Origin of the sequence: Achromobacter sp. ES-001 (assembly GCF_019448355.1) — a bacterium.
GTDB lineage: Bacteria > Pseudomonadota > Gammaproteobacteria > Burkholderiales > Burkholderiaceae_B > Achromobacter > Achromobacter spanius_B.
In genome coordinates this window covers 6,339,228-6,362,814 of record NZ_CP079940.1, presented here as the reverse complement: position 1 = coordinate 6,362,814, position 23,587 = coordinate 6,339,228, and the positions used below count along the sequence as shown (strand labels likewise).

Sequence of the window (23,587 nt, the reverse complement as noted above, 5' to 3'; positions counted from 1 at the left end):
GGCACGCGGCCGGCACGCGCGGTCTTTCGGGGCGCAAGCGTTTATCATTGGCGATACATTTTGCATCCGGTGCCCCGCCTACATGCCGCATTCCGCTTCATCCGCGTCCGCCGCCGCGCCTTTCCGTCTGGACGGAAAAGTTTGCCATGTGGCGGGCGACTGGAGCGTCCTGGCCCTGGCACAGGCCGGCGAAGTCGAACGCCGGCGCACCGCCATGGCCCGCGCGGCCCAGGAAGGCGTGCGCTGGGATCTGCACGGCATCAGCCGCCTGGACACCATCGGCGCCTTGCTGATCTGGCAGGCCTGGGGCGAAAAACTGCCCGAACGGGTGCGCTGGTCGGCCGGCCAGCAGGATGTTTTCAACGCGCTGGCCATGAACAAGGGCGAGGCCCAGACGGCCCCGCCCAAGCCCGAAACCTTTGCCTGGATCCGCGGCCTAGGCGGCGCCATCTTGCAAGCCGCCGAAAACGGCCGGGCGCTGCTGATCATGCTGGGCCAATTGATGCTGGACCTGGGCGCCATGCTGCGCCGGCCGCGCCTGGGGCCCTGGCGCGAGATCTCGGCGCAGGTGTATCGCACGGGCGCGCAGGCGCTGGGCATCACGGCGCTGGTGGGGTTTCTGATCGGCGTGGTGCTGTCGTATCTGTCGGCGCAGCAGCTACAGATGATCGGCGCCGACCGCTTCATCGTGCGGCTGCTAGGCGTGTCCATCGTGCGCGAGCTTGGGCCGGTGCTGGCGGCCATTCTGGTGGCGGGCCGGTCTGGTTCTGCAATCACCGCGCAGATTGGCGTGATGCGCGTCACGCAGGAGCTGGACGCCATGCGCGTCATGGGTATCTCGCACGGGCAGCGCCTGATCCTGCCGCGTGTGTTGGCGCTGGCCGTGACCATGCCGCTGCTGGTCTTGTGGACGGACGCCATGGCCTTGCTGGGCGGCATGTTGGCCGCGCAGATGCAGCTGGGTATCTCGCCGCAGTGGTTCCTGACCTCGCTGCCGGACGCCATCTCGCTGACCAATTACTGGATCGGCATCCTCAAGGGCGTGACCTTCGGCATCTTGATCGCGCTGATCGCCTGCCACTTTGGCTTGCGCATCCAGCCCAATACCGAAAGCCTGGGCCGGGGCACAACCACATCCGTGGTGACATCGATCACGGGCGTGATCCTGCTGGACGCCTTCTACGCCATCATCTTCAGTTCGGTGGGCATCTGATGAACAGCGCCACGCAAAACCGCCTGTTCACCGACGACAGCGTCACCGTCGAGCCTGTTATCACGGTGCGCGGGCTGCGCACGGCGTTTGGCGATCATGTGGTGCACGACAACCTGGACCTGACCGTCTTCCCCGGCGAAATCCTGGTGCTGGTGGGCGGATCGGGCACCGGCAAGACGGTGCTGCTGCGGCAAATCATCGGCCTGGACCAACCTGCCGCCGGCTCCGTCAAAGTGCTGGGGCATTCGCTGTTCGACCTGTCGCCCGGCGAGCGCCGGCGCCTGTCTTACCGCTGGGGCATGCTGTTTCAGGCGGGGGCGTTGTTCTCGGCGCTGTCCGTGTTCGACAACGTGGCGCTGCCATTGCGCGAACTGCGAACGGTGCCCGAAGACCTGGTGTGCGATGTCGTCATGTGTCGGCTGGCCATGGTCGGGCTATCCGCCAAGGACGCCGACAAGCGGCCGTCGGACCTGTCCGGCGGCATGGTCAAGCGCGTGGCGCTGGCACGTGCGTTGTCGCTGGACCCCGAATTGCTGTTCCTGGACGAACCTACCGCCGGGCTGGACCCGCTGCGTTCGGACGAATTCGTGGATCTGGTGCGCAGCCTGCACCGCCAGCTGGGGTTTACCGTCGTCATGGTGACGCACGATCTGGACACGCTGCTGGCGCTGGCTACGCGTGTCGCCGTGCTGGCCGACAAACGGGTGATCGTGTGCGACACGGTGCAGGAAGTCCTGAAGGTCGATCACCCGTTCATTCATACATTCTTTCTGGGCGAACGCGGCTTGCGCGCGCTTGGGGACCTGGCGCCGAAGGGGTTGCATCATGGAAAACCGTAGTCATGCGCTCATGGCCGGCATCTTCACGCTGGTCCTGTTGGTTGCCGCCGCGCTGATCGCCGTGTGGATCGGGCGGGATCGCACCAAGCTGCAAACGTACGAGATCGTGTCGGCCACTGCCGTCAGCGGCTTGAATCCGCAATCGGCCGTGCGTTATCAAGGCGTGCCGGTGGGCAAGGTGCAGTCGTTGGCGCTGAACCCGAACAAGCCGGGGCAGGTGCGCATCCGCATCGGCGTGGCGCCCAATACGCCCATCACCGAATCAACGTGGGCGGAACTGGGCGTGCAAGGCGTGACGGGGATGTCCAACGTGGAACTGCGCGACGACGGCTCGTCGCTCAAGCGCCTGGCTTCGTCCGCCGAGCATCCCGCCGCCATTCCGCTGCGCCCCGGTTTTCTTGATCGCATCGAGCAGCGCGGCGGCAAGCTGATATCCAACGTGGAAGAGGCCACCGAGCAACTGCGCCGCGTGCTTAGCGAACAGAACGTGCAAGCGCTGACCGCCACCTTGCAGAACGCCACCGACATCACGCAGTCGTTGCGGCAAGCCAGCCGCGACCTTGCGCCCACCATGGCCAAGCTGGGACCGCTGATCGACTCGCTGGGCACGACGTCGCGCCAGGCGGACCGCGCCGCGCGCGAGATTGCCGACCTGGCGCAGCAGGCGCGGCAGGCGCTGGCGCGCTTGAATGCGCCCGACGGCCCCTTGTCGGTCGCCACGCGCAGCCTTAACGACATTGCGCTGGCCGCCGCGCGCCTGGACGGCGAAACCCTGCCCGCCGTTACCAATATGGCCACCAACGTCAGCGCCGCCGCGCGTGGCGCGACCGTCACCCTGCGCCGTGTCGACAGCACGCCGCAATCGTTCTTGTTCGGCCCGGCGCCCGTTGCGCCCGGGCCTGGCGAAGCCGGCTTTGCCGGATTCGGGAGACAGCCCAAATGAAAATGCGCAGCGCCGTACTGTTATTGACCGTGACCCTGACTCTGACCTTGGCGGGCTGCGGCATCGGCCGCGTGCCGGCGCCGCCTTCGGTGTTCGACCTGGGGCTGGACGCCAAGCCCGTGCCGGCGCTGCCGGCCCGCGCACCGATCGCCATGAGCGTGCAAGCGCCGCCCGCCTTGTCGGACACCAGCATGATCTGGCGCGTGGGCGACAGCGCCGCGCCCCGGGCGTATGCCACGTTCCGCTGGGCCTCGTCGCCGTCCGAACTCGTGCGCCAGCGCATCACCGACCGCTTGTCTCGTCAGGGCGCCGTGCTGGCCGACCGCGTCAACCTTCAGATGCCGCAGGTGCAACTGACGCTGATGCAGTTCGAACAGGTGTATGCCGATGACGGGCAGTCCAGCGAAGGGCGCATCCTGTTGCAGGCAGTGCTGCTCAATGGCCGCAACGTGGTCGATCAAAAGCGCATCCAGGTGCGCGTGCCGACGCCGACGCAAGACGCCGCTGGCGGCGTCGCGGCGCTGCGGCAAGCCACGGACGAGGCCTCGGATCAGCTGGCGCAATGGTTGGCGGCGACGGTGCGAAGCGCCTCCGCCGCCACGTCCGAACCCGCCTCCGCGGTGGCATCCGGTGCTACGTCAGAAACCGCGCCCCGGCGCGGATTCGGTCCCCGGCCCGGACCGAACTTCGAGCCCGCATTCAATCCCTCTGCCGGGTCAAGGCCCGGCAATTGAATCCGTTTCGTCGTTTCCTCGTTTCCCCATTTCCTTTTTTGCACGTTGAGTTAAACCATGTCCGCACGCACTGATACCCACGCCTTCGCCGGCGCCGCCGGCCGCATTGATTGCGCCGTCGATTGGCCTGCCGGCACTCCGCGAGGCTGGGCCCTGGTCCTGCATCCGCATCCCCTGCAAGGCGGCGCGCGCGAAAACAAAGTGGTCACCACCGTGTCGCGCGCCTGCGTGCAGCATGGCCTGGTGGCGGTGCGCCCCAACTTTCGCGGCGTCGGGCAGTCCGAAGGCGTGTTCGACAAGTCGGTCGGCGAAACCCAGGACATGCTTGCCGTGGTGACGCAAATGCGCGAGCTGCATCCCGAACTGGCCGACGCACCCTGGGTGCTGGCCGGCTTTTCGTTTGGCACCGCGGTCGCGGCGCAAACCTACGCGGCGCTGGCGGATGCGGGCGATGCCAAGCTGCCGTCCGCGCTGATGTTGATGGGGCCGGCGGTGAACCGGTTTCAGTCGCATGAAGTCCAGGTTCCTGACGATACGCTGATGGTCCACGGCGAAGAAGACGAGGTGGTGCCGCTGTCCGAAGCCATGGACTGGGCGCGTCCGCGTTCGATTCCGGTGGTGGTGGTGCCGGGCGCATCGCACTTCTTTCACGGCAAGCTGCTGGTGCTGCGCCAGTTGATCCAGGCGCGGCTGAAGGTCGCGTTGGACTGAAGCGGCAGCACGAAGGCCGCAGGTTGCATCAGGTTGCATGTTTTAAATGCACCGGGAACCCCGCGCGAACCGGCCGGGTCCAATCGCCTGCCTATAATTGTCAGCCACTAGCCCCGCGCCGGCGGGCGTCTTTCCTGGACCCACGTTGCCGATGAAGAATTTGCCTTACTCCGCTCAATCCCCCGCTGTCTTTACCCGCCGTCTGCTGACGGGCGCGGTATTGTCGGCGCTGCTTGCGGCCTCGATGCCGGCCTGGACGCAACAAGCGCCCGCCGCTGCCCCTGCCGCCGCGGGCGCCACCGCGCCGGCGCCGTCAGCCTCGGGCGTGGTGCCGGTGGGCGATGTGTCGGCGGTGCCGGCGCCCACCATCGCGGCCAAGGCCTGGATCGTTATCGACGTGAACAGCGGCCAGACCCTGGCCGCGTCCAATCCCGACATGAAGGTCGAACCGGCTTCGCTCACGAAGATCATGACGGCCTACGTCGTGTTCAACGCGCTGGAAGAAAAGCGCCTGACGCTGGAACAGACCGTGCCCGTGTCCGAGCACGCCTGGCGCACGGGCGGTTCGCGCATGTTCATCGAACCGCGCAAGCCCGTCACGGTCGACGAACTGAACCAAGGCATGATCGTGCAGTCCGGTAACGACGCCTCGGTGGCGTTGGCCGAAGCCGTGGGCGGCAGCGAATCGGCGTTTGCCGCGCTGATGAATCAGGAAGCCGAACGCCTGGGCATGAAGAACACCCACTTCATGAACGCCACCGGCCTGCCCGACCCGCAGCACATGACGTCCACGCGCGACCTGGCCACGCTGTCCGCGCACCTGATCACCGATCACCCGGACTTCTTCCACTACTACAAGCAAAAGAGCTACACGTACAACAAGATCACGCAGCCCAACCGCAACCGCCTGCTGTGGGCCGACCCGTCGGTGGACGGCATGAAAACCGGCCACACCGATTCGGCCGGCTATTGCCTGGTGTCGACCGCCGTGCGCGGCGACCGCCGCATCCTGGTGGTGGTGGTGGGCACGGACAGCGAAGCCACGCGTGCCGAAGAAAGCTTGAAGCTTTTGAACTGGAGCTTCCAGAACTTCGACACCGTCAAGCTGTTCGACAAGAGCCAGCCCGGCATCGATGCGCGCGTCTGGGAAGGCACCGCTGAAAACGTGAAGCTGGGTCCGCCCAAGCCCGTGTCGATTGCCGTGCCGCGCGGCAAGGCCGGCGACCTGAAGCCGGTTGCCCAGCGCACCGATCCGCTGATCGCGCCGCTGGCCAAGGGCCAACAGGTGGGCACGCTGCAATTCACGCTGGACGGCAAGGTGCTGCGCACTGAGCCGCTGGTCGTGCAGGACGCCGTCGAACGCGCCGGCTTCTTTGGCCGCATGGTCGACACCGTCAAGCGCTGGTTCCAATAAGCGCACCGCACCGCGCCGTGCCACGGGTGCGGCCACGGGTGTAAGCTAGCAGCGGGCGTTTCGTGCGAAACGCCCGTTTTCCATTTACAGGCAAGCCCATCGGGCTTGTCCGCGACGTTTGATCCTTCAGGAGTACCCCATGATTCCGGGCGTGCCGGGCGAAAGCCAGGTGTATCTCAACGGCGAGTTCCTGCGTGTCGACGAGGCGAAAGTCTCTGTCCTGGACCGCGGTTTTATTTTTGGCGACGGCATCTACGAAGTCGTTCCCGTGTACCAGGGCAAGGCGTTCCGCATGGCGGAGCACCTGAACCGCCTGGACCGCAGCCTGGCCGCCTTGCGCATCACGCCGCCGATGGACCGCGCGGGCTGGGTCGATCTGATCGAACAGTTGCTGGCGCGCACCAATCTGGACACCTGCATCGTGTACTTGCAGGTGACGCGCGGCGTTGCCAAGCGCGACCACCAGTTTCCCGCTGCGGCCATCACGCCGACCGTGTTCGGCATGATTTCGGCGTGGTCTCCGCCGCCCGCCGCGCAGCGCGCGCAAGGCCTGACCGCCATCAGCATTCCGGACGAACGCTGGCTGCACTGCGAGATCAAGTCGGTGTCGCTGCTGGGCAACGTGCTGGCCAAGCAGCAGGCGGTGGATGCGAACGCCGACGAAGTCGTGCAGTTTCGCGATGGCTACCTGACCGAAGGGTCCTCCACCAACATCTGGGTGGTCTCGGGCGGCAAATTGCTGGCGCCGCCCAAGAACAACCTGATCCTGGAAGGCATCCGTTACGGCCTGATGGGCGAACTGGCCGAAGCCGCCGGCATCCCGTTCGAGTCGCGCCGCATCACCCAGCAAGAGGTGGAATCCGCCGATGAACTGATGCTGTCTTCCGCCACCAAGGAAGTGCTGGCGATCGTTTCGCTGGACGGCAAGCCGGTGGGTTCGGGCAAGCCCGGCCCTGTTTTTGAGCAGTTGCGAGCGGGTTATGATGCCCGCATCGCCGCGCTGTAAACCGTTGTCCCGGGCGGCTGCCGCAGCCGCCCGTCGCCCTTTCGGCCGGCCTTGCCTGTGCGCAGCTTGCCCCCATATAAGAACATTCAGGGGCAACCACCTCTCTAGGTAACTCTCATGCATATTCCGCCCGAAGAATCGCTTATCGAATATCCCAGCGACTTTCCCATCAAGGTCATGGGCAAGCAGCATCCCGAATTTGCCCAGACGCTGACTGACGTCGTGTTGCAGTTCGACCCGGGCTTTGACGCCGCCACGGTCGAGATGCGTCCCAGCAAGGGCGGCAACTACATGGGCCTGACGTTCATCGTGCGCGCCACCTCGCGCGAACAGTTGGACAACCTGTACAAGGCGCTGCACGGCCATCCGATGGTGTCGATCGTTCTGTAATCGTGCAATCGCAATCGCCGTGATCAAATGGCTCGCGCGGCCGGCGGACTACCTGCCGGTCTGGCAGGACATGCAGGCGTACACCGCGCTGCGCGGCGCCGATACGCCCGACGAAATCTGGCTTTGCGAGCACGCGCCGGTCTACACGCTGGGCCAGGCCGGTCTGCCGCAACATGTGCTGAACCCCGGCAACATCCCCATCGTGCATTGCGATCGTGGTGGTCAAGTGACTTATCACGGGCCCGGGCAAATCATGGCCTATGCCCTGTTCGACCTGCGCCGCGTGGACATGTACGTGAAGGAATACGTCACCTTGCTTGAGGGCGCGGTGATCGACACGCTTGCCCAGCATGGCGTGAATGGCGCCTGTCGCAAACCCGGCGCACCGGGTGTGTATGTGCCTGATCCCGACCTGGGCCCCGACAGTGGCGAGCTTGCCAAGATTGCCGCGCTGGGCATCAAGATCCGCAACGGCCGCGCCTATCATGGTGTGTCGCTGAACGTGGACATGGATCTGGCACCTTTCCTGGGCATCAACCCCTGCGGCTACGAAGGTTTGCGCACCGTCGATATGGCGGCCTGCGGCGCGCATCGCTCGCCCACCGACGTGGGCAACGCGCTGGCGCAAAATCTGGCGGACGCCTGGCGCCGTAGAAGGAGCACGATTTGAAGACCTACACCGCCGCCGATGTCGCCGCCACCACGCCGGAACAACTGGCCCAGCTGCGCGAAGGGCCGCCGGAATCCTATGCCGCATGGATCGGCGCCGCGGCTGACATGGGGATGGTCGAAGCCCAGACCATCTACGGCCAGATGCTGCTGGACGGCGTGGGCGTGGCGCGCCAGCCCGACGCCGCGCTGGCCTGGTTCAAGCGCGCCGCCAATGCCGACCATCCGATGGCTATCAACATGGTGGGCCGCTGCTACGAAAACGGTTGGGGCGTGGCGGCGGACGACACCGTCGCGGCGTACTGGTTCCGGCTGGCCGCCGACCGTGGCCTGGACTGGGGCATGTACAACTATGCGCACATGCTGCGCGCCGGCCGGGGCGGCGTCACGCAAAACAAGGCGGCGGCACTGGCCTTGTACCAACAAGCCGCGCAGGGCGGCCATGTGAAATCGATTGGCGTGGTCGGGCGGTTCTATGAAACGGGCGAGGTGGTCGAGCAGGACATTGACCGCGCTTTCGATTGCTATCAGCGCTGCGCCGAGGGCGGTGATTTCCGAGGCATGTTCCATCTGGGGCGCTTGCTGCTGCTGCGCGGCAAGAAGCAGGAAGCCGTTCAATGGCTGGTCCGCGTGCCTGAAACCGCCACGCCGGGGTTCTTGAAGGAAGCCAACGCCATGCTGGAAGACGCGGGCTTTCCGGCGTTGTACGAGGTCTGAAGGGTCTGGGGTTTCTGCTGGCGTGAAGGTGTCGACAGACTATCGGCTTGCCGCGTTGTTTGCAGGCCGAAAAGGTAGGGCGGTATCGCAGCGGTATAGCAGCGGTATAGCACCGGATAGCAGCGGTATAGCGCCCAGCGCCGCGCTTTTCTACGTGCTTAGCCGAGCTTCGAACGTCACTTCCAAGGTCTGATGCTGGCCGGCAGCCAGTTCGCCCTGTAGTCGATCAAGCAACACCTGCGCTGCCCGGCGGCCCAGGTCCGCCGCGTTTATGCCCAGCGTCGTCAGCCCTTGCGCCCATTGCGCCGCACTGCCGTCATCCGTGAAACCCAGCACCGCCACATCCTGCGGCACGTGCAGGTCGCGGTTGTGCGCCTCGGACACCGCGGCCGCCGCCAGCAGATCCGACGTGCAAAACACCGCGTCAAAGATCGTATTGGTGGCCAGCAGCCGCAAAAACGCCATCCGCCCGTCGTTCATTTGCAGCACTTCGGGCTGCACGATGTCCGCGACCCGATCCAGCCCCAGCGCCGCCGCCGTGCTGATAAACCCCTGGCGTCGCGCGCGTTCCCAAGCGTTGTCCGCGCTGATGCAGGCGACCAGCGCATGCCGCTTTTCCGCCAGATGGCGCGCGGCCATGCGACCGGCCTCTTCGTTGTCGATCACAACGGCCGTATCCAGCGGGTGCGCCGAGGCACTCCATGTTTCCACCACCGGAATTTCCATCGCGGCCAGGCCGGCGCGAAGATTGGGCTCGTCCAGCGGGCCCATGACCAGCGCCGCGGCCGGCTGCAAGGCGGCCAACTGCGGCAACATGGCGGGGTCGTGCCACGGCCCCGCCGCCAGGAAATAGCCCTCGCCCGCCAGCCGCTCCGCGCAAGCTTGAACAGCACGACCGACAGGGCCGGTATCCAGGCGGGGGGCGATCAGGGCAACGAGGCGGGGCGGGGAAATAAGGGACATGGAGAAGGGCTTAGGGGGAATTCAGCGAAATTGCCAGGCAAGACGATAACTCAGCCTGCAAGGCGCGATGCGGACAAGCAGCCGGCCGGTCCAGGGCAAAGCGGCGGGCGGGTTGGTGCAACAGGCGGCGCTGGAGGCGTGAGGCGGCGGCGGGGGTAAAATGCCATTTTTGTCTTAAACCGGGCCGTCCTGCGCGCCGGTTGCGAAGGTGCCCAATGTCTACGCTTGCCGAGTCCGCTGTTCCCCCGAACGAATCCGCCGCCGCTCCCGCCACCACGGAAGCCGTCTACGATCCGACGCAAAAGCAGAAGTCGCAAGCCAAGACGGCGCGCATCCCCATCAAGATCGTGCCGGCCGAGCGCCTGAAAAAGCCCGAGTGGATTCGCGTGAAAGCCGCCGCGCCCGGCTCGCGCTTCTACGACATCAAGCGCATTCTGCGCGAGCACAACCTGCACACGGTCTGCGAAGAAGCGTCTTGCCCGAACATCGGCGAATGCTTCGGCAAGGGCACCGCCACGTTCATGATCATGGGCGACAAGTGCACCCGCCGCTGCCCGTTCTGTGATGTGGGCCATGGCCGCCCCGACCCGCTGGACACCAAAGAACCCGAAAACCTGGCGCGCACCATCGCCGCGTTGAAGCTGTCGTACGTCGTCATCACCTCGGTGGACCGCGACGACCTGCGCGACGGCGGCGCCGGCCACTTCGTGGACTGCATCACCCACATCCGCGAACTGTCGCCCACCACCCGCATCGAAGTGCTGGTCCCCGACTTCCGCGGCCGCCTGGACCGCGCGTTGACCATCCTGAATGCCGGCCCCCCGGATGTGATGAACCACAACCTGGAAACCGTGCCGCGTTTGTACAAGCAGGCGCGTCCGGGTTCGGACTACATGCACTCGTTGAAGCTGTTGGCCGAATTCAAGAAGCTGCATCCGGAAGTGCCCACCAAGTCAGGACTGATGCTGGGATTGGGCGAAACGGATGAAGAGATCTTGCAGGTGATGCGCGATATGCGTGAGCACAACGTGGATATGCTGACGATCGGCCAATATTTGCAGCCGTCGGAGCATCATCTGCCGGTGCTGCGGTATGTGCACCCGGATACGTTCAAGATGTTTGAACGTGAAGCGTACGCGATGGGGTTTTCCCATGCGGCGGTGGGGGCGATGGTGCGGTCTTCGTATCATGCGGATGAACAGGCGCATGCGGCTGGGGTGAATTGATTACAATATATGTAAAATTCTATGCGCATCGCTCAAGGCGCGTTGATTCAAAAACTGAATCACGCGCCAATTATTTTTTCACGCGCAATTCGGAGATGAAAAATTCATACGGTCGGTACTGCTCAGAATTCGAGCCGGAGAGGGCCTAAAAGCGCGTCTTCTCGACTGCGCTCATCCCGCACCGGCTGGATAACGATCGCGGCCATAGTCGCGATCTTCATGATATTTAACCGCCTCGTCCCGCCAATGCAATCGCCTGACGAGCCCGTACACATTCTCCGGGCGTATTTGCTGACGGATGGCGTAGTTTTCCTGAAAAGCCAAGATGGCAAAATGTCAGGGGGAATGATAGACCGCAGCCTGATCAAATATGCGTTGGACGCGCAGGGCCCGTTTCCTGGCCGACGGGACGTAAAGGTCACCGCAGAGAGAGTGTCCGCTCTGTCCTCGATGACATGGTCCGGCGATAAACACTTTTTCGAAATACCGACCACCAGTTATTATTTTCCTGCCGTCTATCTGCCGCAGGCGTTCGGGCTAGCTCTGGGTGAAGCACTGGATCTTTCGATTCAGCAGTCTTACTATCTGGCCAGATATGCGGCCTTTTTAGCCAGCTTGGCTGTATTTTTGGCGGCCATCAGAATTTTTCCAGTCAGTCCTTTGGCGATCGGTTTACTGATCATCCCCATGACGGTGTTTCAACTCATGGGGGCGGGGATGGACGGGTTTTCTCTCTCCCTCACTATTTTGGCTGTAAGCATATTCATGCGATTGGCCGGTGACGACAGTCGCGACTCGCCAAAATGGTCGTATGGATTAATCGTCATAATTTTTGTTTTGGCGACAAGTCGGATTCAGATCGCGTCTTTTGTTCTCATGCCGTTTACGCTTGCATTGATACACAGGCGTTGGCTGTATTTGTTGCAAGCGCTGGGAGTAACGACTCTTGTACTAATGTGGCTCTACACCGCAGTTGCGAGTAACCAAGATGGGGGCCTGCAACATGCAGGCTACAGCCATTTACAGATCGCGCAATATTATCTTCAACATCCTCTGGTAATGTTGAAGATTATGAATAATACGATTACCAACTCATACAATATAAAATCATACGGGGCGCAATTTATTGGGATCCTTGGATGGTTGGATACCACATTTAGAACTGGATTCTACAATGTGGTAGGAGTGCTATTTGCTTTAGTCGCTGCACTTTCTCTATCGCTAAAGAACATAAAGCAGGATTGGCTTCCGCGAGTCGCTCTCATCATTATGTTTATGGGTGCGTGCTTTACAATCTACTTTGCGTTGCTTGTTCAATGGAATAAGTTCCCGACGGATATGATCAACGGAGTGCAAGGTAGGTACTTCACGATTCCTATGGTCGCGTTGGCATATGCCTTAAGTGGAGATCGGGGATTTAGTACTAAAAGTGCGAAATTTTCCCTGGCATTCTTGGCTGTCATCGCCGTTTTGACGTTTGCAAAAATGCCTCAGCTTTTGCTCGACCGCTACTTTATCGGTTGAAGGTGCTATGTCTCAAATAGAACAAATTTCTGTTGCTGTGGTAATTCCAGCCTATAAGGTGACGCGTCATATTATGCGAGTCATTTCGGAAATAGGGCCCGAAGTGGATCGAATTTTCGTGGTCGATGATTGTTGTCCGGACGGTTCGGGTGCCTTCGTGGCAGAGCAATGTCAAGATCCCCGCGTAACGGTGTTGCGCAACGATGTAAACCTCGGGGTCGGGGGGGCCGTCATGACAGGTTATCGTGCCGCGATTGAAGCAGGCAGTGAGATTATTGTGAAAGTCGACGGGGATGGGCAAATGGACCCCCGTCTGATTCCAGACTTCATTGCGCCCATTGTGGCCGGGGAAGCAGATTACACAAAGGGCAACCGATTTTTTGATCTGGAGACGTTACGTGCGATGCCGGGCAAACGGCTTTTCGGCAACGCCGTGCTGTCTTTCATGACGAAATTCTCGTCGGGATATTGGGACTTGTTCGATCCTACGAACGGATACACCGCTATTCACGCTCGCGTAGCCGAACATCTTCCCTTTTCGAAAATAAGCGAGCGCTACTTTTTTGAGACTGACATTCTGTTCCGTCTCAATTTGATCGGTGCAGTGGTGGTCGATGTGCCGATGGACGCCCGTTATGCCGACGAAGTCAGTAATCTGAAGATATCAAAGATTGTGGGCGAATTTTCCGTTAAGCACTTGCGGAACTCGATAAAGAGAATTTTCTACAATTACTACCTTCGAGATTTTTCGATCGCGTCCATAGAGCTGCCGATTGGGCTCATGTTGTTCGTATTTGGTGTTATCTTCGGAGTTTCGCATTGGATTGGAGCCAGCGTTAGCGGTGAAGTTGCGCCCGCAGGGACTGTGATGTTAGCGGCATTGCCTGTTCTGATCGGGATTCAATTGATGCTGGCATTTGTGGGATATGATATATCGCATGTACCGCATAAGACCTTGCACAAGGCGTCATTGCTAAAGAGAAAAGGCGTACAGTGATTACATTAAAACAATTATTAGGCACCCTTTTTACAGTGCTGTCCCTCTCTGTCGGGCAAGTATTATTCAAAGTGGCTGCGTCGAAAATCGACGTGCAAGGTAAGGGGATTTTCCAGGGCTTCTTGCTAAATCCCGCTCTAATAGTTGCCCTTGCAGTTTACGGGTTTGCCACTATCGCGTGGCTTTGGGTGTTGAAGGAGATTCCGCTGCGTACAGCCTATCCTTTCATCGCTTTAGGGTTCGTAATTGTCCCAATAATGGCGCATTTTTTCTTGGGTGAAGCGTTCAAGTGGACATCGTTGGCCGGCGCCCTTGTCATCATATTGGGGGTTTACATTTCGGTGCGATGACACATCCGGGTCGAGGTCGGCAGTCGGTCGCGCGCACCCATCACGGTTCCGCGATTCTGGCTCCATGCCGAGCGTCGTTTCACTAGAAAAGGCGCCTCAATCTACGCTTTATCGCGCCGGCTTTGCCGCGCGATTTTTTGTAGACGTGGTAACCGACACGTGCAAGGTCGGCGAATCGCCGAAATGCGAGGGAGTTTGCCATATACACGGCAAGGCGCTGCACATGAGGCGGGAAGGCTTCCTGGGGGGTGGACGCGGTAACGGGCACAATGTCTTCAGGCAAAACGCTTCTGGACATCATGTCGTAGGCAAACGCGATACTACGGTCGTATTTGGGGCGAGGCGAATTGTCATACCAACTTTGCGGATCGGCAGCGAGTTCCGCGAAGAATTTTTCTAGCGTGTTTATCGAGCTCTCCCAGTCCCATTCGCGCGCAGTTTTTGCACCGGCGGCAATTAAATTACCGCGGAGAGTAGTGTCATCGATCAGCCTCTGCACTGCGTTGCGCGCCGCATTAATGTCCAGTGCGTCCACCACCAGCGCATTTTGGCCATCTACAATGTACTCATCGTAGCCCGTCACTCGCCCGACGACTGTCGCGCCGCCACATGCCATCATTTCCATCGGAGGGCCGAAAAAGCCCTCGACGCGGCTCAGTTTAAGTAAGATGTCGCAACTGGAATAGATTCTGCGCATGTCTTGCATTGGTACATGCTCAAAGAAGCGATCGCAATGCCAATGGGGTTCCGGCGATCCATACGAGCTGACGCACCACACTTCGGCATCAATGTCTTGCACCGCCTCGAACGCCTCGCGCATGCCCTTATACGGAAGGCCGATGGCTCCCTCCAGCAGAATACGGGGCTTGCTGCCTTTTGCCTCAAGCGGTTCGGCCGGGCCGAAAATCTCAGGGTCCAGCCCATTCGGCACTAACACCGCCTGGTGTCCGAAGCTGTTTTTCAGCCATTCACGTATCCACCGTGCCTCCGTCAGGTAGTGCACGCCGAAATAATATGTGAGCGTGGTCAGATGCTGCCAACGGGAGTCGTCTGGGTGGAACCGCGTTTCGTCGGACTGCACAAAATAGCACTTCACCCGAGCGGCAATTCGGGGTAGCCAGAATGCCGTGCTCCAGCCTGTCGCTACGACGATGTCCAGATCACCTCCCCAAGTGGCGGCGTCGTGGATTGGCACTTGTTGGCCTGGGAACCAGTCCATCGGGCGGATCTCCACGATGGAAAGATATACGACTTCGTGGCCACGTTTGCGAAGGCGGTTCGCGTGTTGACAAATGACCGCCATGCCACCAGACACTGAGCAACTGGGAACGATATAGCCGATCTTCATTTTCTTTTCTGGCGAGGTTGGCATATTCAGTAGTTGGGGAGGCAAACGCCGTGGTCCAAGGTTATTTGAGCAGCTTGCGGAAGAAGGCGCGTGCACGGGCCTCTGCGTCGAAGTACTTGGCAAGGGCAGTCACGCGTCGGGACGGCTTGCGCGTGTTGAATCGAGGATACTTGCCTTGGTGCAGATCCCCGATCAGCAGCTCGAAGTTGCGTTTAGCGTTCAAGATTTCCTGAATACGCGCCCTGCCGGAAGACGCGACGCGGCGGCGTTCGTCGTCATGCGTGAGATAATAGGCGACCTTCTCATACATGTCGGAGGGCGAAGTTACTTCTACATAATCTATGCCAGGGCGCAAGTGACTGTTCGGCGTTATTGGCTCCGAGATTACAAATGCGCCCGCCGCCAGCAACATTTGCATCCGCGGTTCCCATGAAATCTCGGGTTCTGCATGTACATTGAGATTTATCTTGGCTTGCGCCATATATTCAGTCAGCGGCGGACCGAAAATGCCATGGCAGATATGCAAAAATTGAAAATGATGCTTGAGAGGCCCAAAGTAACGCTCACGATGCGGAGTGCTCCGGCCAATGAAGAACATATCCCACTTTGGCTCGAGTTGCCGGTCGACATAAGTGTCGGTAGCCACGGGAAAAGCGAAAGCCCCGGAAAGTTCTAGACCATCTCTGGCCATAAATCCCAGCGAGGATTCATCATAATGAAACACGTAGTCGAACCGTTGGCTGCGAATACGCGAACGGAAATCTAAATATCGCTTGATCGAGTCACGCGTGTATTCCAGCTTTGACCCCAAGTTTCGGGGAAAAGGCTCGCTCGAAAGTGCGACTTTCATGCCCCGCAGGCGTGGCAGCAGCGTCGAAGGGAAGAACTCTCCTCTGAAGAAGAAATTGACGTCTGCATCAAAGTCAATTAGATCCGCGAACTCTTCATCATTCATGCCGAAATGAAAAGGAAACTCGCGCACCTCATGATCCACGCTCAGATCTTGCTCATAGCAGAAACGGAAATATTCGGGCTGGCTGACGAAGGCGATTTTCATGCTAATTATTGGGTCAGAATGTCAGGCTTTTCCGAAGAACGACCGAAGCGTGCGTGTAAATCGCGCGCATCGAGTGTCCTCCAGGATGGCGATCTCCGTTTGTGCGCATTTCAGGTCTTTCTGTGCCGTAGCCAACTCCTGTTTGATAAAATCGAGGTCACCATCCCGAACTTTCAGCGCCTGTGAGACCTCGGCGATGTATTCGCTCATCTTGCGAATTTCGGCGCTTAGGTCTAGCACCTCTCGCTGTTTTTCGTAGAATGCGTTGTCGCATTCTGAGAAAAAGGCAGTCGTTCGGCCAGTATCTGGCAGTCTAATATTGCTGGCAACCGCCAGGTAATACATGGGTTCGATCGATGCTGGCGTGGCGCGGTTGACGCCTTCGTCAGTCTCCGTGAGCGTCTGGATACTGTCCTGTAGATCCCTCTCGAGGGGCATCAACAGTGAGGTCGCGGTAACGCGTTGGCCGTAGTACTTTACATTCGAGAAATAGCGACCCAACAGGGCATCAAGCTCCGAAAAATAAAGCTCTTTGACGTGGAAGTGATTGTGGTCCCCGCCAGCTAGATCGGAATAAATTTTTTTGTTGGGCGAGGAAATGATCAATAGGCCATCCGGGGTCAAGACGCGCCGGATTTCCGACATCATTTCTTCATGCTGATCGTGATGCTCGATCGTTTCAAAGGAGACTACGACGTCTACACTTTGATCGGGCAAGGGAATGCGCGCCGCATTGCCTTCAATGAACGTCAGATTGGCCCTGTCGCCGTACTTGGCTCTGGCATGGCGGACCGCTTCTGCAGAGATATCTACGCCGTACACGCTTTCTGCATTCCGCGACAATGCATATGAGCCGTAGCCTTCCCCTGACGCGATGTCTAGCACGCGTTTGCCCTGCGTATGAGCCGTGCACCATTCATAACGGTGCAAGTGCTCGAGGCGTATGTCGCCAGGGAGCGTGGGGATGAAACGTTCGCCAGTAAATTCCATGTGATTCTCGTAATAGTCAATCGCCCAGCGTCAGTGCAATGGTTTCCATGGGAATGCCCACCAGACCGGTCGTGATCGAGCTCGAAGTGGATCGAAAAATAAGGGCTTCATGAATCCACTGATGCTGGATGTGATCTTGTTGGTTGCCTTCCGCTAACGCTACGTTAATGCTGTAGTCGCCGATAGGCAGAATGGGCATCGGAAACGAGAAGGAAGCCGAAAAGGACTCGCCCGCGGAGACGCTCAGGGGAGCGTCTATGTGAGTCAGATATGTGTTGTCGCCGAACAGTACTTGCCCTAGTCGATCTTTGATGAAGAAACCCACGATAGGGGAGAAGACGTCCTGGTGGGCACGGCATGATACATGCAAGCTGACGCGTTCGCCGCCCACGACCCATTGCAAGGGTCGGCCTTCTGTATCGCGCAATTGCACGTTTTCGATACTTGCCCCGCCCTTACCGAATGCTTTGGCGTCTTCTTCAAAAGTGAATAACTGGATATCGTTCCTGAACGGCGTGTTGCTCAGGAAATCCAGCCGCATGTCGCGAAACACCGGCGGGGACGCTTCCGCAATCTGTTTAGGGCTACCCGATAGCGGTACTGGCTTTGCAGGCGGCGTTGAGCTCGGCCCCTGTTGCGCTTCATATATGTCGGCCATATAGGCTGCGCTGATGTCTTTAGGCGTGCCCGACATACGCAGGACGCCCTTGTCCAGCCAATACGCGCGCTGGCACAGGGAAGTTACGGCTCCGATGTCATGGCTGACGAATAGGATGGTACCGTTTTCCTGGAAGCGGCGTAGAAAACGCATACACTTTTGAGTGAAGACTGCATCTCCGACTGCTAATGCTTCATCGATGACGAGGATGTCAGCGCTCACGTGCGCTACGACAGCAAAGGCGAGTCGGACATACATCCCACTAGAATACGTCTTGACAGGCTGTTCGATGAAGTCGCCGATGTCGGCAAATGCGGCGATGTCGTCGAAACGCTGGGTAATCTCTTCCTCGGTCAGGCCTAGCATCGCCGCATTTAAGTAGACGTTCTCGCGCCCCGTAAATTCCGGATTGAAACCAGATCCCAGTTCCAACAGCGCCGCCACACGGCCATGAGTCGCGATCGTGCCGGTTGTCGCATTGAGTGTGCCGCAAATTAACTGCAGCAACGTGGACTTTCCGCTGCCGTTACGGCCGATAAGCCCGATCGTCTCCCCTTTACGAATCTCCATCGATAAAGCCTGCAGCGCCCAAAATTCCTTGTAGTACTGCTTGCGGCTGCCGAAAATCATCTGCAGCAAACGGTCTCTTGGCTTGTCGAAAATATGGTAGCTCTTGCTGAGCCCTTCAATCTTGACGGCGATATCAGAGGACATCGGCAAATCCTTTGCGCGTTTTCTGAAACCATAAGAAGCCCATCCAAGCGACCGCGGCGCTAACAACCATCAGAATGGCCCAGTGCCTAAAGTCCGGCAGGACTCCGAAAATCAGCAAGTTGCGGCTTTCTTCAATCAGGTAAGCGAGGGGGTTCAAGTTGACCAGTGCTTGGTATCTTTCAGGCAAGGCGCTGATCGGATAGAAGACCGGCGACATAAACAAGAGGACCGTAGTCAGCATGCTCGTGATCTGGCCGATATCACGCACGTAGACGCCCAGCGCGGACAGAAACCAGCTGATGCCTAGGGTCCCTAAAATTAATGGAATGAGAAGAAGAGGGAACAGTAGGGCCGTCCAAGGCAATTCATGTTGCAGCACGACACGCGCCACCAGCAACACAATCAGGCTAATGCAAGTGTGAAAGAGCGCCGCGCCGAAAGCGACCCAGGGCAGTATTTCCAACGGAAAAATGACCTTCTTCACATAATTGACATTGTTCAGGATGAGGCTGGGGGCGCGCAGTACGCATTCCGCAAACAATCCATGCACGATAAGCCCAACGAACAGAATTAGCGCGAATTCCGTTTTGCTGCTTTCCGTGCTTCCGCCCCAGCGAGCATTGAAGACCACCGAGAAGATGAACGTGTAGATCGTCAGCATCAGGATGGGATTGAAAAAGGACCACGCCAGCCCCATCACTGACCCGCGGTACCGGCCGATAACTTCCCGTTTTGTCAACGCAAGGATAAGAGAGCGATTGCGCCACAGGCTTGCGACCATTTCGCGCCCGCTGCTTGAGTATTGCTGCATAGTGCTCGCTCCTACGACTGGGGGTATCCATTTGGATTTTCGACCTGCCAACGCCAGTGATCCGCACACATGTCGGCCAAATTCCGTTTGGCTTTCCATTCAAGGACGCGCTCTGCATGAGCGACGGCGGCGTAGCACTGGGCGACGTCGCCCGGTCTGCGTTCAACGATCTGATACGGGATATCGCGGTGTGAAACCCTCGAGAACGCGTCGATGATCTCCAGTACGGAGGTGCCGCTCCCCGTGCCCAGGTTGACGGTAAGCATACCGCCCTGACGTTGCAGCGCACGAAGTGCCGCGACGTGGCCTTCTGCCAGATCCATGACATGTACGTAGTCACGCACGCCAGTGCCATCTCGGGTCGGATAGTCGCCGCCAAATACGTTCAGCCGTTCGCGGTGACCGACAGCTACTTGCGCAATGTAGGGCATCAGATTGGCGGGTATACCAACAGGATCTTCACCAATACGAGCGCTTTCATGTGCGCCAACTGGGTTGAAGTAACGCAGACGGGCGATGCGCCACTGATCGTCCGAGCTGTGCAGGTCAGCTAGGATGTCTTCGATAAAGAGCTTGCTGCGGCCATATGGATTGGTCGCAGAGCGCAGACTCTCCTCTGGAATTGGCACATTGCAACTGTCGCCGTATACCGTTGCAGAGGACGAGAAGACCAATGTCTTAACCCCTGCAGTTGTCATCGCTTCCAGCAGGCACAACGTGCCTCCGATATTATTATCGTAATAGGAAATCGGCGACTTGGTCGATTCCCCCACGGCTTTCAGGCCAGCGAAGTGCATGACGGCACTTATTTGATAGGTGCCGAATAGTCGCGAGAGGGTTGCTTTGTCGCGGATGTCGCCCTTCTCGAATCTGACGGAGTTTGGACAGATCCCCCGCAGGCGCTGTAGCACGCTGGCTTTCGAATTGCTGAGATTGTCCAAAATCGCGACCTCTTGCCCGGCATTCGAGAGCGAAACACAGGCGTGGGAGCCGATGTAGCCCAAACCCCCCGTTACGAGAATCATGGGAAAACCTCCGACTCGTCCAAGCTCCTGCCATTCAAGTCTTTTTCGGACATTACCGGCGTGGCACCTTGGAGCGGCCACTCGATGCCAATCGAGGAGTCATTCCAACTAATGCAACGTTCGTGTTGTGGCGCGTAGTAGTCAGTGGTTTTATACAAAAATTCAGCGTAATCGGAAATCACCAGAAATCCGTGGGCAAAACCCTCCGGCACCCACATTTGACGCTTGTTCTCCGCGGACAGAACCGTGCCAACCCATCGCCCGTACGTGGGGGAGGATGTGCGGATATCGACGGCGACGTCGAAGACCGCTCCCTCGGTCACGCGGACGAGCTTTCCCTGAGCTTGCTGGATCTGGTAGTGCAGACCGCGCAATACGCCCTTCGATGAACGCGAGTGATTGTCTTGCACGAAGTCGCGTTGTATTCCGGTGGCTTCTTCAAATACCTTCTTATTGAAGCTCTCAAAGAAAAAGCCACGTTCGTCGCCGAATATTCGGGGTTCAAAAATAAAAACTTCAGGAATGGCTTGCTGGATCACATTCATTAGTAAACCTTTTCCACGAGCAAGCGCTTAAGATATTGACCATAACCATTTTTAGAAAGCGGTGCGGCCAGTTTTTCCAGGTCTTGGGCGGAAATCCACTTTTGGCGAAAAGCAATTTCTTCCGGGCATGCCACTTTCAGACCCTGACGATTTTCCAGTGTTGCAATAAACTGTCCCGCTTCGAGGAGAGACTCATGAGTTCCGGTATCCAACCACGCGTAGCCGCGGCCCATGATTTCCACCGAAAGGCGGTCCTTCTCCAGGTAGGCGCGGTTGACATCCGTGATTTCAAGTTCGCCACGCGTCGAGGGTGTGATGCGTTTGGCGATGTCAACGACTTCGTTGTCGTAAAAATACAACCCGGTCACTGCGTAATTTGATTTGGGTTGAATCGGCTTTTCTTCCAGAGACAGGACGCGACCGTTCGTGTCGAACTCTGCTACGCCATATCGTTCTGGATCGTGCACATGGTAGGCGAATACGCTGGCGCCTTCGGTGCGCGTGTCAGCGCTTTGCAGGAGGCGTTGGAAATCGTGGCCGTAAAAGATGTTGTCGCCAAGCACCAAGGCAGAGTCGGAATTACCAATAAATGACTCTCCGATGATGAATGCTTGGGCGAGACCGTCGGGAGACGGTTGCACAGCATATTTGAGATTTACACCCCATTGCGAACCATCGCCAAGTAATTGTCCGAAGCGCGGCGTGTCCTGTGGCGTGGAAATAATTAGAATATCCCGGATGCCAGCCAACATGAGGGTCGTGAGCGGATAATAGATCATCGGCTTGTCGAACACAGGTAGCAATTGTTTGCTAATGGCCAGCGTCGCCGGATGCAGGCGCGTGCCGGATCCCCCTGCCAATATTATGCCCTTGCGCGTCATGTTGGGATTCCGATTTTTATGAGTTGGTCAATGGCGCGGTCGGTATGCGCGGTCCAATGTGGTAATTGCAGTTGCAACGCCTGCGAGAGCTTACTGGTGTTTAGCCGGGAATTCTGCGGTCGCTTTGCTGGAGTAGGATAGTCCGCCGCTGGTATCGCATTTATTCCATCAGCAGTTAGCTGCAGCGCAGCACCGCGGGCTGATGCCTGGGAGACGATGTAGCGCGCGAATTCGCACCAGCTCGCTTCGCCCGAGGCGGCAAGGTGGTAGATGCCGTCCGCAAACTGATTCCGGTGATAGCCGTTGACGGCAAGCGCAGTGACGTCGGCGATTAACTCCGCAGAGGTGGGGGCGCCAAATTGATCCGCGACGACATTCAAGCTGCTTTTCGTTTGCGCCAAGCGCAGAATCGTTTTCAAGAAGTTGCTGCCGTGGGACGAGAACACCCAGCTGGTGCGGAACACGATCGCCCTACATCCACTGTCGGTAATCGCCGTCTCGCCAGCCAGCTTCGTGGCGCCATATACGCTCTGCGGCCCCACGAGATCGACTTCGGTGTGGGGGCTTCTGCTGGCGCCATCGAAGACATAGTCAGTCGAATAGTGGGTCAGCAGGGCGTCGCGTGCCTTAGCGTATTTGGCTAAGGCCGAGACGGCACGGAAGTTAATCTGCGCAGCCATGTCTCGGTCGCTTTCGGCCTTGTCCACAGCGGTGTACGCTGCGGCGTTGACAATGACGTCCGGCCGATGTGCTTCGAGAGTGGCGTGGAGTGCTTCCAAATCGCTCAGGTCGGCACCGTGGCGGCCGAGTGCAATTACCTCGCCCAAGGGGAGCAGGGTACGTTGCAATTCCCGACCCACCTGGCCATCTTTGCCGAGGAGAAGAATTTTCACGAGAACCTCACAGCTTGTTAAATATGACGGCCAGCAACATGCCGAAATTGCCTAAAGCAGTTTGACGGTAGATACCGGTAGATCTGAATTTTCGAATTCGCCCGAATAAGGCGCTGTCACGCGCACGAATGAAGTCACTCAGCAGAGTGACGTTCGGAGGCGTCATCAGGCTCCGCAACTGCCCCAGTGCTTCTATGTTGCGCGCGTTCCATTCTTTCAAGTGGCCTTTGAAAAGCATCCGGATTCGCGTCAGTCTCGCTAGAAGTCCACGATTGGCACCTATCAGATTGCTATTATGTTGGCGATAGCGGAGGGAGGGGCGAGAATCATATTTCACTTGGCCCCCGCAGGCCGTCACTGCAAGGTAAACCCACCAGTCATGTGCAGCCACATCGACGAGGGGGCCGGCTCGCAATAGGAGTTGACGCGCCGCGTTATTAAAGACCATGGTGTTGCCCCCAGCGATATTCTGGGCAAGCGCGTTTTCAAAGGCCGGTCGCCGTTGGAATAATGGCGAAAGGCCAATTGGCCGGTTCTCTTCATTGACCAGTAGTGTGCGGGTGCAATATAACGCTGGCGTATCAGAAGGCACGGTTCTCAGCCATTCCATCGCATGCTCGAGTTTTTCGGCATGCCAAATATCGTCCTGATCCGAAAACGAGTAATAATCAGCCTGGACCTGGGCGTTGCAGGTCAATGACAAGAAATTTCCCACAAAGCCGCGTCGAGGTCCCTCATACAGGTTAAGTTTCGATGCACCCCATTTCAGCCTGTAGTCCGCGAGCATTGCGCGAGTCCTATCGACGGATCCGTCGTCGGACACGGCCAGCACCCAGTCGGTGTGGGTTTGGGCCGCGAATGAATCCAATTGGCTAGCCAAGTATTTCTCACCTTGGTAAGTGCAGAGAAGGATGGCAATTCTTTCGCTCACGACAACTCGTCTAAATAAGTATCTAGCATTAGGGTTAC

The 23,587-nt window shown here is 58.7% G+C and carries 24 protein-coding genes and 1 pseudogene; 14 read left to right on the top strand and 11 right to left on the bottom strand.

The window, feature by feature from the left end; all coding sequences use genetic code 11:
• Positions 1-82 precede the first annotated feature (82 nt).
• From KYT87_RS28815 to KYT87_RS28770, 10 genes and pseudogenes are all read left to right on the top strand, one after another.
• On the top strand, positions 83-1,213 hold the full coding sequence (locus tag KYT87_RS28815; protein ID WP_120157284.1) for an ABC transporter permease: 1,131 nt from the start codon (positions 83-85) through the stop codon (positions 1,211-1,213).
• The gene (locus KYT87_RS28810; protein ID WP_046802952.1) at positions 1,213-2,052 is read left to right on the top strand and encodes an ABC transporter ATP-binding protein; all 840 of its coding nucleotides are present in this window, start codon (positions 1,213-1,215) and stop codon (positions 2,050-2,052) included. The genes KYT87_RS28815 and KYT87_RS28810 overlap by 1 nt, the downstream gene beginning before the upstream one ends.
• A complete protein-coding gene (locus tag KYT87_RS28805) occupies positions 2,039-2,995 on the top strand; it encodes an MlaD family protein (RefSeq protein WP_046802953.1) in 957 nt (318 codons plus the stop codon). Before KYT87_RS28810 ends, KYT87_RS28805 begins: the two co-directional genes overlap by 14 nt.
• Positions 2,992-3,591, top strand: a pseudogene (locus tag KYT87_RS28800) (ABC-type transport auxiliary lipoprotein family protein); the annotation flags it as partial. The gene KYT87_RS28805 and the pseudogene KYT87_RS28800, both read left to right, overlap by 4 nt.
• A gap of 195 nt (positions 3,592-3,786) precedes the next feature.
• The gene (locus tag KYT87_RS28795) at positions 3,787-4,440 is read left to right on the top strand and encodes an alpha/beta hydrolase (RefSeq protein WP_219991413.1); all 654 of its coding nucleotides are present in this window, start codon (positions 3,787-3,789) and stop codon (positions 4,438-4,440) included.
• A 151-nt stretch (positions 4,441-4,591) separates the two neighbouring features.
• The gene (locus KYT87_RS28790; RefSeq protein WP_046802956.1) at positions 4,592-5,854 is read left to right on the top strand and encodes a D-alanyl-D-alanine carboxypeptidase family protein; all 1,263 of its coding nucleotides are present in this window, start codon (positions 4,592-4,594) and stop codon (positions 5,852-5,854) included.
• Between the two features lie 139 nt (positions 5,855-5,993).
• Positions 5,994-6,860: a D-amino acid aminotransferase gene (locus KYT87_RS28785; RefSeq protein ID WP_219991412.1), complete on the top strand. Its 867-nt coding sequence runs from the start codon at positions 5,994-5,996 to the stop codon at positions 6,858-6,860.
• 117 nt (positions 6,861-6,977) lie between these two features.
• Positions 6,978-7,250, top strand: coding sequence for a YbeD family protein (locus tag KYT87_RS28780; protein WP_006216435.1), 273 nt, complete (start codon positions 6,978-6,980; stop codon positions 7,248-7,250).
• 19 nt (positions 7,251-7,269) lie between these two features.
• The gene (gene lipB / locus KYT87_RS28775) at positions 7,270-7,920 is read left to right on the top strand and encodes a lipoyl(octanoyl) transferase LipB (RefSeq protein ID WP_046802958.1); all 651 of its coding nucleotides are present in this window, start codon (positions 7,270-7,272) and stop codon (positions 7,918-7,920) included.
• Positions 7,917-8,636 (top strand): tetratricopeptide repeat protein, encoded by a 720-nt coding sequence (locus tag KYT87_RS28770; protein ID WP_219991411.1) that lies wholly within the window; start codon positions 7,917-7,919, stop codon positions 8,634-8,636. Before lipB ends, KYT87_RS28770 begins: the two co-directional genes overlap by 4 nt.
• Positions 8,637-8,786: 150 nt before the next feature.
• Here KYT87_RS28770 and KYT87_RS28765 read toward each other — a convergent pair whose 3' ends face one another.
• Complete coding sequence (locus tag KYT87_RS28765) at positions 8,787-9,599, bottom strand: substrate-binding domain-containing protein (protein WP_219991410.1); 813 nt, start codon at positions 9,597-9,599, stop codon at positions 8,787-8,789.
• A 215-nt stretch (positions 9,600-9,814) separates the two neighbouring features.
• Here KYT87_RS28765 and lipA point away from each other — a divergent pair, with 215 nt between their 5' ends.
• From lipA to KYT87_RS28745, 4 genes are all read left to right on the top strand, one after another.
• The gene (gene lipA, locus KYT87_RS28760; RefSeq protein ID WP_046802961.1) at positions 9,815-10,825 is read left to right on the top strand and encodes a lipoyl synthase; all 1,011 of its coding nucleotides are present in this window, start codon (positions 9,815-9,817) and stop codon (positions 10,823-10,825) included.
• A gap of 219 nt (positions 10,826-11,044) precedes the next feature.
• Positions 11,045-12,349, top strand: a complete 1,305-nt coding sequence (locus KYT87_RS28755; RefSeq protein ID WP_219991409.1) for a DUF2142 domain-containing protein — start codon at positions 11,045-11,047, stop codon at positions 12,347-12,349.
• 7 nt (positions 12,350-12,356) lie between these two features.
• Complete coding sequence (locus tag KYT87_RS28750; RefSeq protein ID WP_219991408.1) at positions 12,357-13,346, top strand: glycosyltransferase family 2 protein; 990 nt, start codon at positions 12,357-12,359, stop codon at positions 13,344-13,346.
• Positions 13,343-13,696, top strand: a complete 354-nt coding sequence (locus KYT87_RS28745; RefSeq protein ID WP_219991407.1) for an EamA family transporter — start codon at positions 13,343-13,345, stop codon at positions 13,694-13,696. Before KYT87_RS28750 ends, KYT87_RS28745 begins: the two co-directional genes overlap by 4 nt.
• Positions 13,697-13,778: 82 nt before the next feature.
• Here KYT87_RS28745 and KYT87_RS28740 read toward each other — a convergent pair whose 3' ends face one another.
• The 10 genes from KYT87_RS28740 to KYT87_RS28695 all read right to left on the bottom strand — a co-directional run bounded on the left by KYT87_RS28740 (position 13,779) and on the right by KYT87_RS28695 (position 23,549).
• Positions 13,779-15,044 (bottom strand): glycosyltransferase family 4 protein, encoded by a 1,266-nt coding sequence (locus KYT87_RS28740; RefSeq protein ID WP_219991406.1) that lies wholly within the window; start codon positions 15,042-15,044, stop codon positions 13,779-13,781.
• Between the two features lie 61 nt (positions 15,045-15,105).
• A complete protein-coding gene (locus tag KYT87_RS28735; RefSeq protein ID WP_219991405.1) occupies positions 15,106-16,101 on the bottom strand; it encodes a glycosyltransferase in 996 nt (331 codons plus the stop codon).
• 21 nt (positions 16,102-16,122) lie between these two features.
• A complete protein-coding gene (locus KYT87_RS28730; protein WP_219991404.1) occupies positions 16,123-17,091 on the bottom strand; it encodes a bifunctional 2-polyprenyl-6-hydroxyphenol methylase/3-demethylubiquinol 3-O-methyltransferase UbiG in 969 nt (322 codons plus the stop codon).
• Positions 17,092-17,107: 16 nt separating this feature from the next.
• Positions 17,108-18,463, bottom strand: a complete 1,356-nt coding sequence (locus tag KYT87_RS28725; RefSeq protein ID WP_219991403.1) for an ABC transporter ATP-binding protein — start codon at positions 18,461-18,463, stop codon at positions 17,108-17,110.
• Positions 18,453-19,274, bottom strand: a complete 822-nt coding sequence (locus KYT87_RS28720; protein ID WP_219991402.1) for an ABC transporter permease — start codon at positions 19,272-19,274, stop codon at positions 18,453-18,455. The genes KYT87_RS28725 and KYT87_RS28720 overlap by 11 nt, the downstream gene beginning before the upstream one ends.
• Positions 19,275-19,285: 11 nt before the next feature.
• Positions 19,286-20,299 (bottom strand): UDP-glucose 4-epimerase GalE, encoded by a 1,014-nt coding sequence (galE, locus tag KYT87_RS28715; protein WP_219991401.1) that lies wholly within the window; start codon positions 20,297-20,299, stop codon positions 19,286-19,288.
• Positions 20,296-20,844, bottom strand: coding sequence for a dTDP-4-dehydrorhamnose 3,5-epimerase (gene rfbC / locus KYT87_RS28710; RefSeq protein WP_219991400.1), 549 nt, complete (start codon positions 20,842-20,844; stop codon positions 20,296-20,298). The genes galE and rfbC overlap by 4 nt, the downstream gene beginning before the upstream one ends.
• Positions 20,844-21,725, bottom strand: a complete 882-nt coding sequence (gene rfbA, locus KYT87_RS28705) for a glucose-1-phosphate thymidylyltransferase RfbA (protein ID WP_219991399.1) — start codon at positions 21,723-21,725, stop codon at positions 20,844-20,846. Before rfbA ends, rfbC begins: the two co-directional genes overlap by 1 nt.
• Positions 21,722-22,618, bottom strand: coding sequence for a dTDP-4-dehydrorhamnose reductase (rfbD, locus tag KYT87_RS28700; protein WP_219991398.1), 897 nt, complete (start codon positions 22,616-22,618; stop codon positions 21,722-21,724). Before rfbD ends, rfbA begins: the two co-directional genes overlap by 4 nt.
• Before the next feature lie 7 nt (positions 22,619-22,625).
• A complete protein-coding gene (locus KYT87_RS28695; protein WP_219991397.1) occupies positions 22,626-23,549 on the bottom strand; it encodes a glycosyltransferase family 2 protein in 924 nt (307 codons plus the stop codon).
• Positions 23,550-23,587 lie beyond the last annotated feature (38 nt).

Coding starts and splice junctions, on each gene's coding strand:
- galE (WP_219991401.1), bottom strand. CDS start 20,299: ATGATTCTCGTAACGGGGGGTTTGGGCTACATCGGCTCCCACGCCTGT.
- KYT87_RS28735 (WP_219991405.1), bottom strand. CDS start 16,101: ATGAAAATCGCCTTCGTCAGCCAGCCCGAATATTTCCGTTTCTGCTAT.
- KYT87_RS28785 (WP_219991412.1), top strand. CDS start 5,994: ATGATTCCGGGCGTGCCGGGCGAAAGCCAGGTGTATCTCAACGGCGAG.
- KYT87_RS28740 (WP_219991406.1), bottom strand. CDS start 15,044: ATGAAGATCGGCTATATCGTTCCCAGTTGCTCAGTGTCTGGTGGCATG.
- KYT87_RS28725 (WP_219991403.1), bottom strand. CDS start 18,463: ATGTCCTCTGATATCGCCGTCAAGATTGAAGGGCTCAGCAAGAGCTAC.
- KYT87_RS28805 (WP_046802953.1), top strand. CDS start 2,039: ATGGAAAACCGTAGTCATGCGCTCATGGCCGGCATCTTCACGCTGGTC.
- KYT87_RS28815 (WP_120157284.1), top strand. CDS start 83: ATGCCGCATTCCGCTTCATCCGCGTCCGCCGCCGCGCCTTTCCGTCTG.
- rfbA (WP_219991399.1), bottom strand. CDS start 21,725: ATGACGCGCAAGGGCATAATATTGGCAGGGGGATCCGGCACGCGCCTG.
- KYT87_RS28810 (WP_046802952.1), top strand. CDS start 1,213: ATGAACAGCGCCACGCAAAACCGCCTGTTCACCGACGACAGCGTCACC.
- KYT87_RS28790 (WP_046802956.1), top strand. CDS start 4,592: ATGAAGAATTTGCCTTACTCCGCTCAATCCCCCGCTGTCTTTACCCGC.
- KYT87_RS28730 (WP_219991404.1), bottom strand. CDS start 17,091: ATGGAATTTACTGGCGAACGTTTCATCCCCACGCTCCCTGGCGACATA.
- lipA (WP_046802961.1), top strand. CDS start 9,815: ATGTCTACGCTTGCCGAGTCCGCTGTTCCCCCGAACGAATCCGCCGCC.
- rfbC (WP_219991400.1), bottom strand. CDS start 20,844: ATGAATGTGATCCAGCAAGCCATTCCTGAAGTTTTTATTTTTGAACCC.
- KYT87_RS28750 (WP_219991408.1), top strand. CDS start 12,357: ATGTCTCAAATAGAACAAATTTCTGTTGCTGTGGTAATTCCAGCCTAT.
- KYT87_RS28795 (WP_219991413.1), top strand. CDS start 3,787: ATGTCCGCACGCACTGATACCCACGCCTTCGCCGGCGCCGCCGGCCGC.
- KYT87_RS28720 (WP_219991402.1), bottom strand. CDS start 19,274: ATGCAGCAATACTCAAGCAGCGGGCGCGAAATGGTCGCAAGCCTGTGG.
- KYT87_RS28780 (WP_006216435.1), top strand. CDS start 6,978: ATGCATATTCCGCCCGAAGAATCGCTTATCGAATATCCCAGCGACTTT.
- KYT87_RS28755 (WP_219991409.1), top strand. CDS start 11,045: ATGATATTTAACCGCCTCGTCCCGCCAATGCAATCGCCTGACGAGCCC.
- KYT87_RS28765 (WP_219991410.1), bottom strand. CDS start 9,599: ATGTCCCTTATTTCCCCGCCCCGCCTCGTTGCCCTGATCGCCCCCCGC.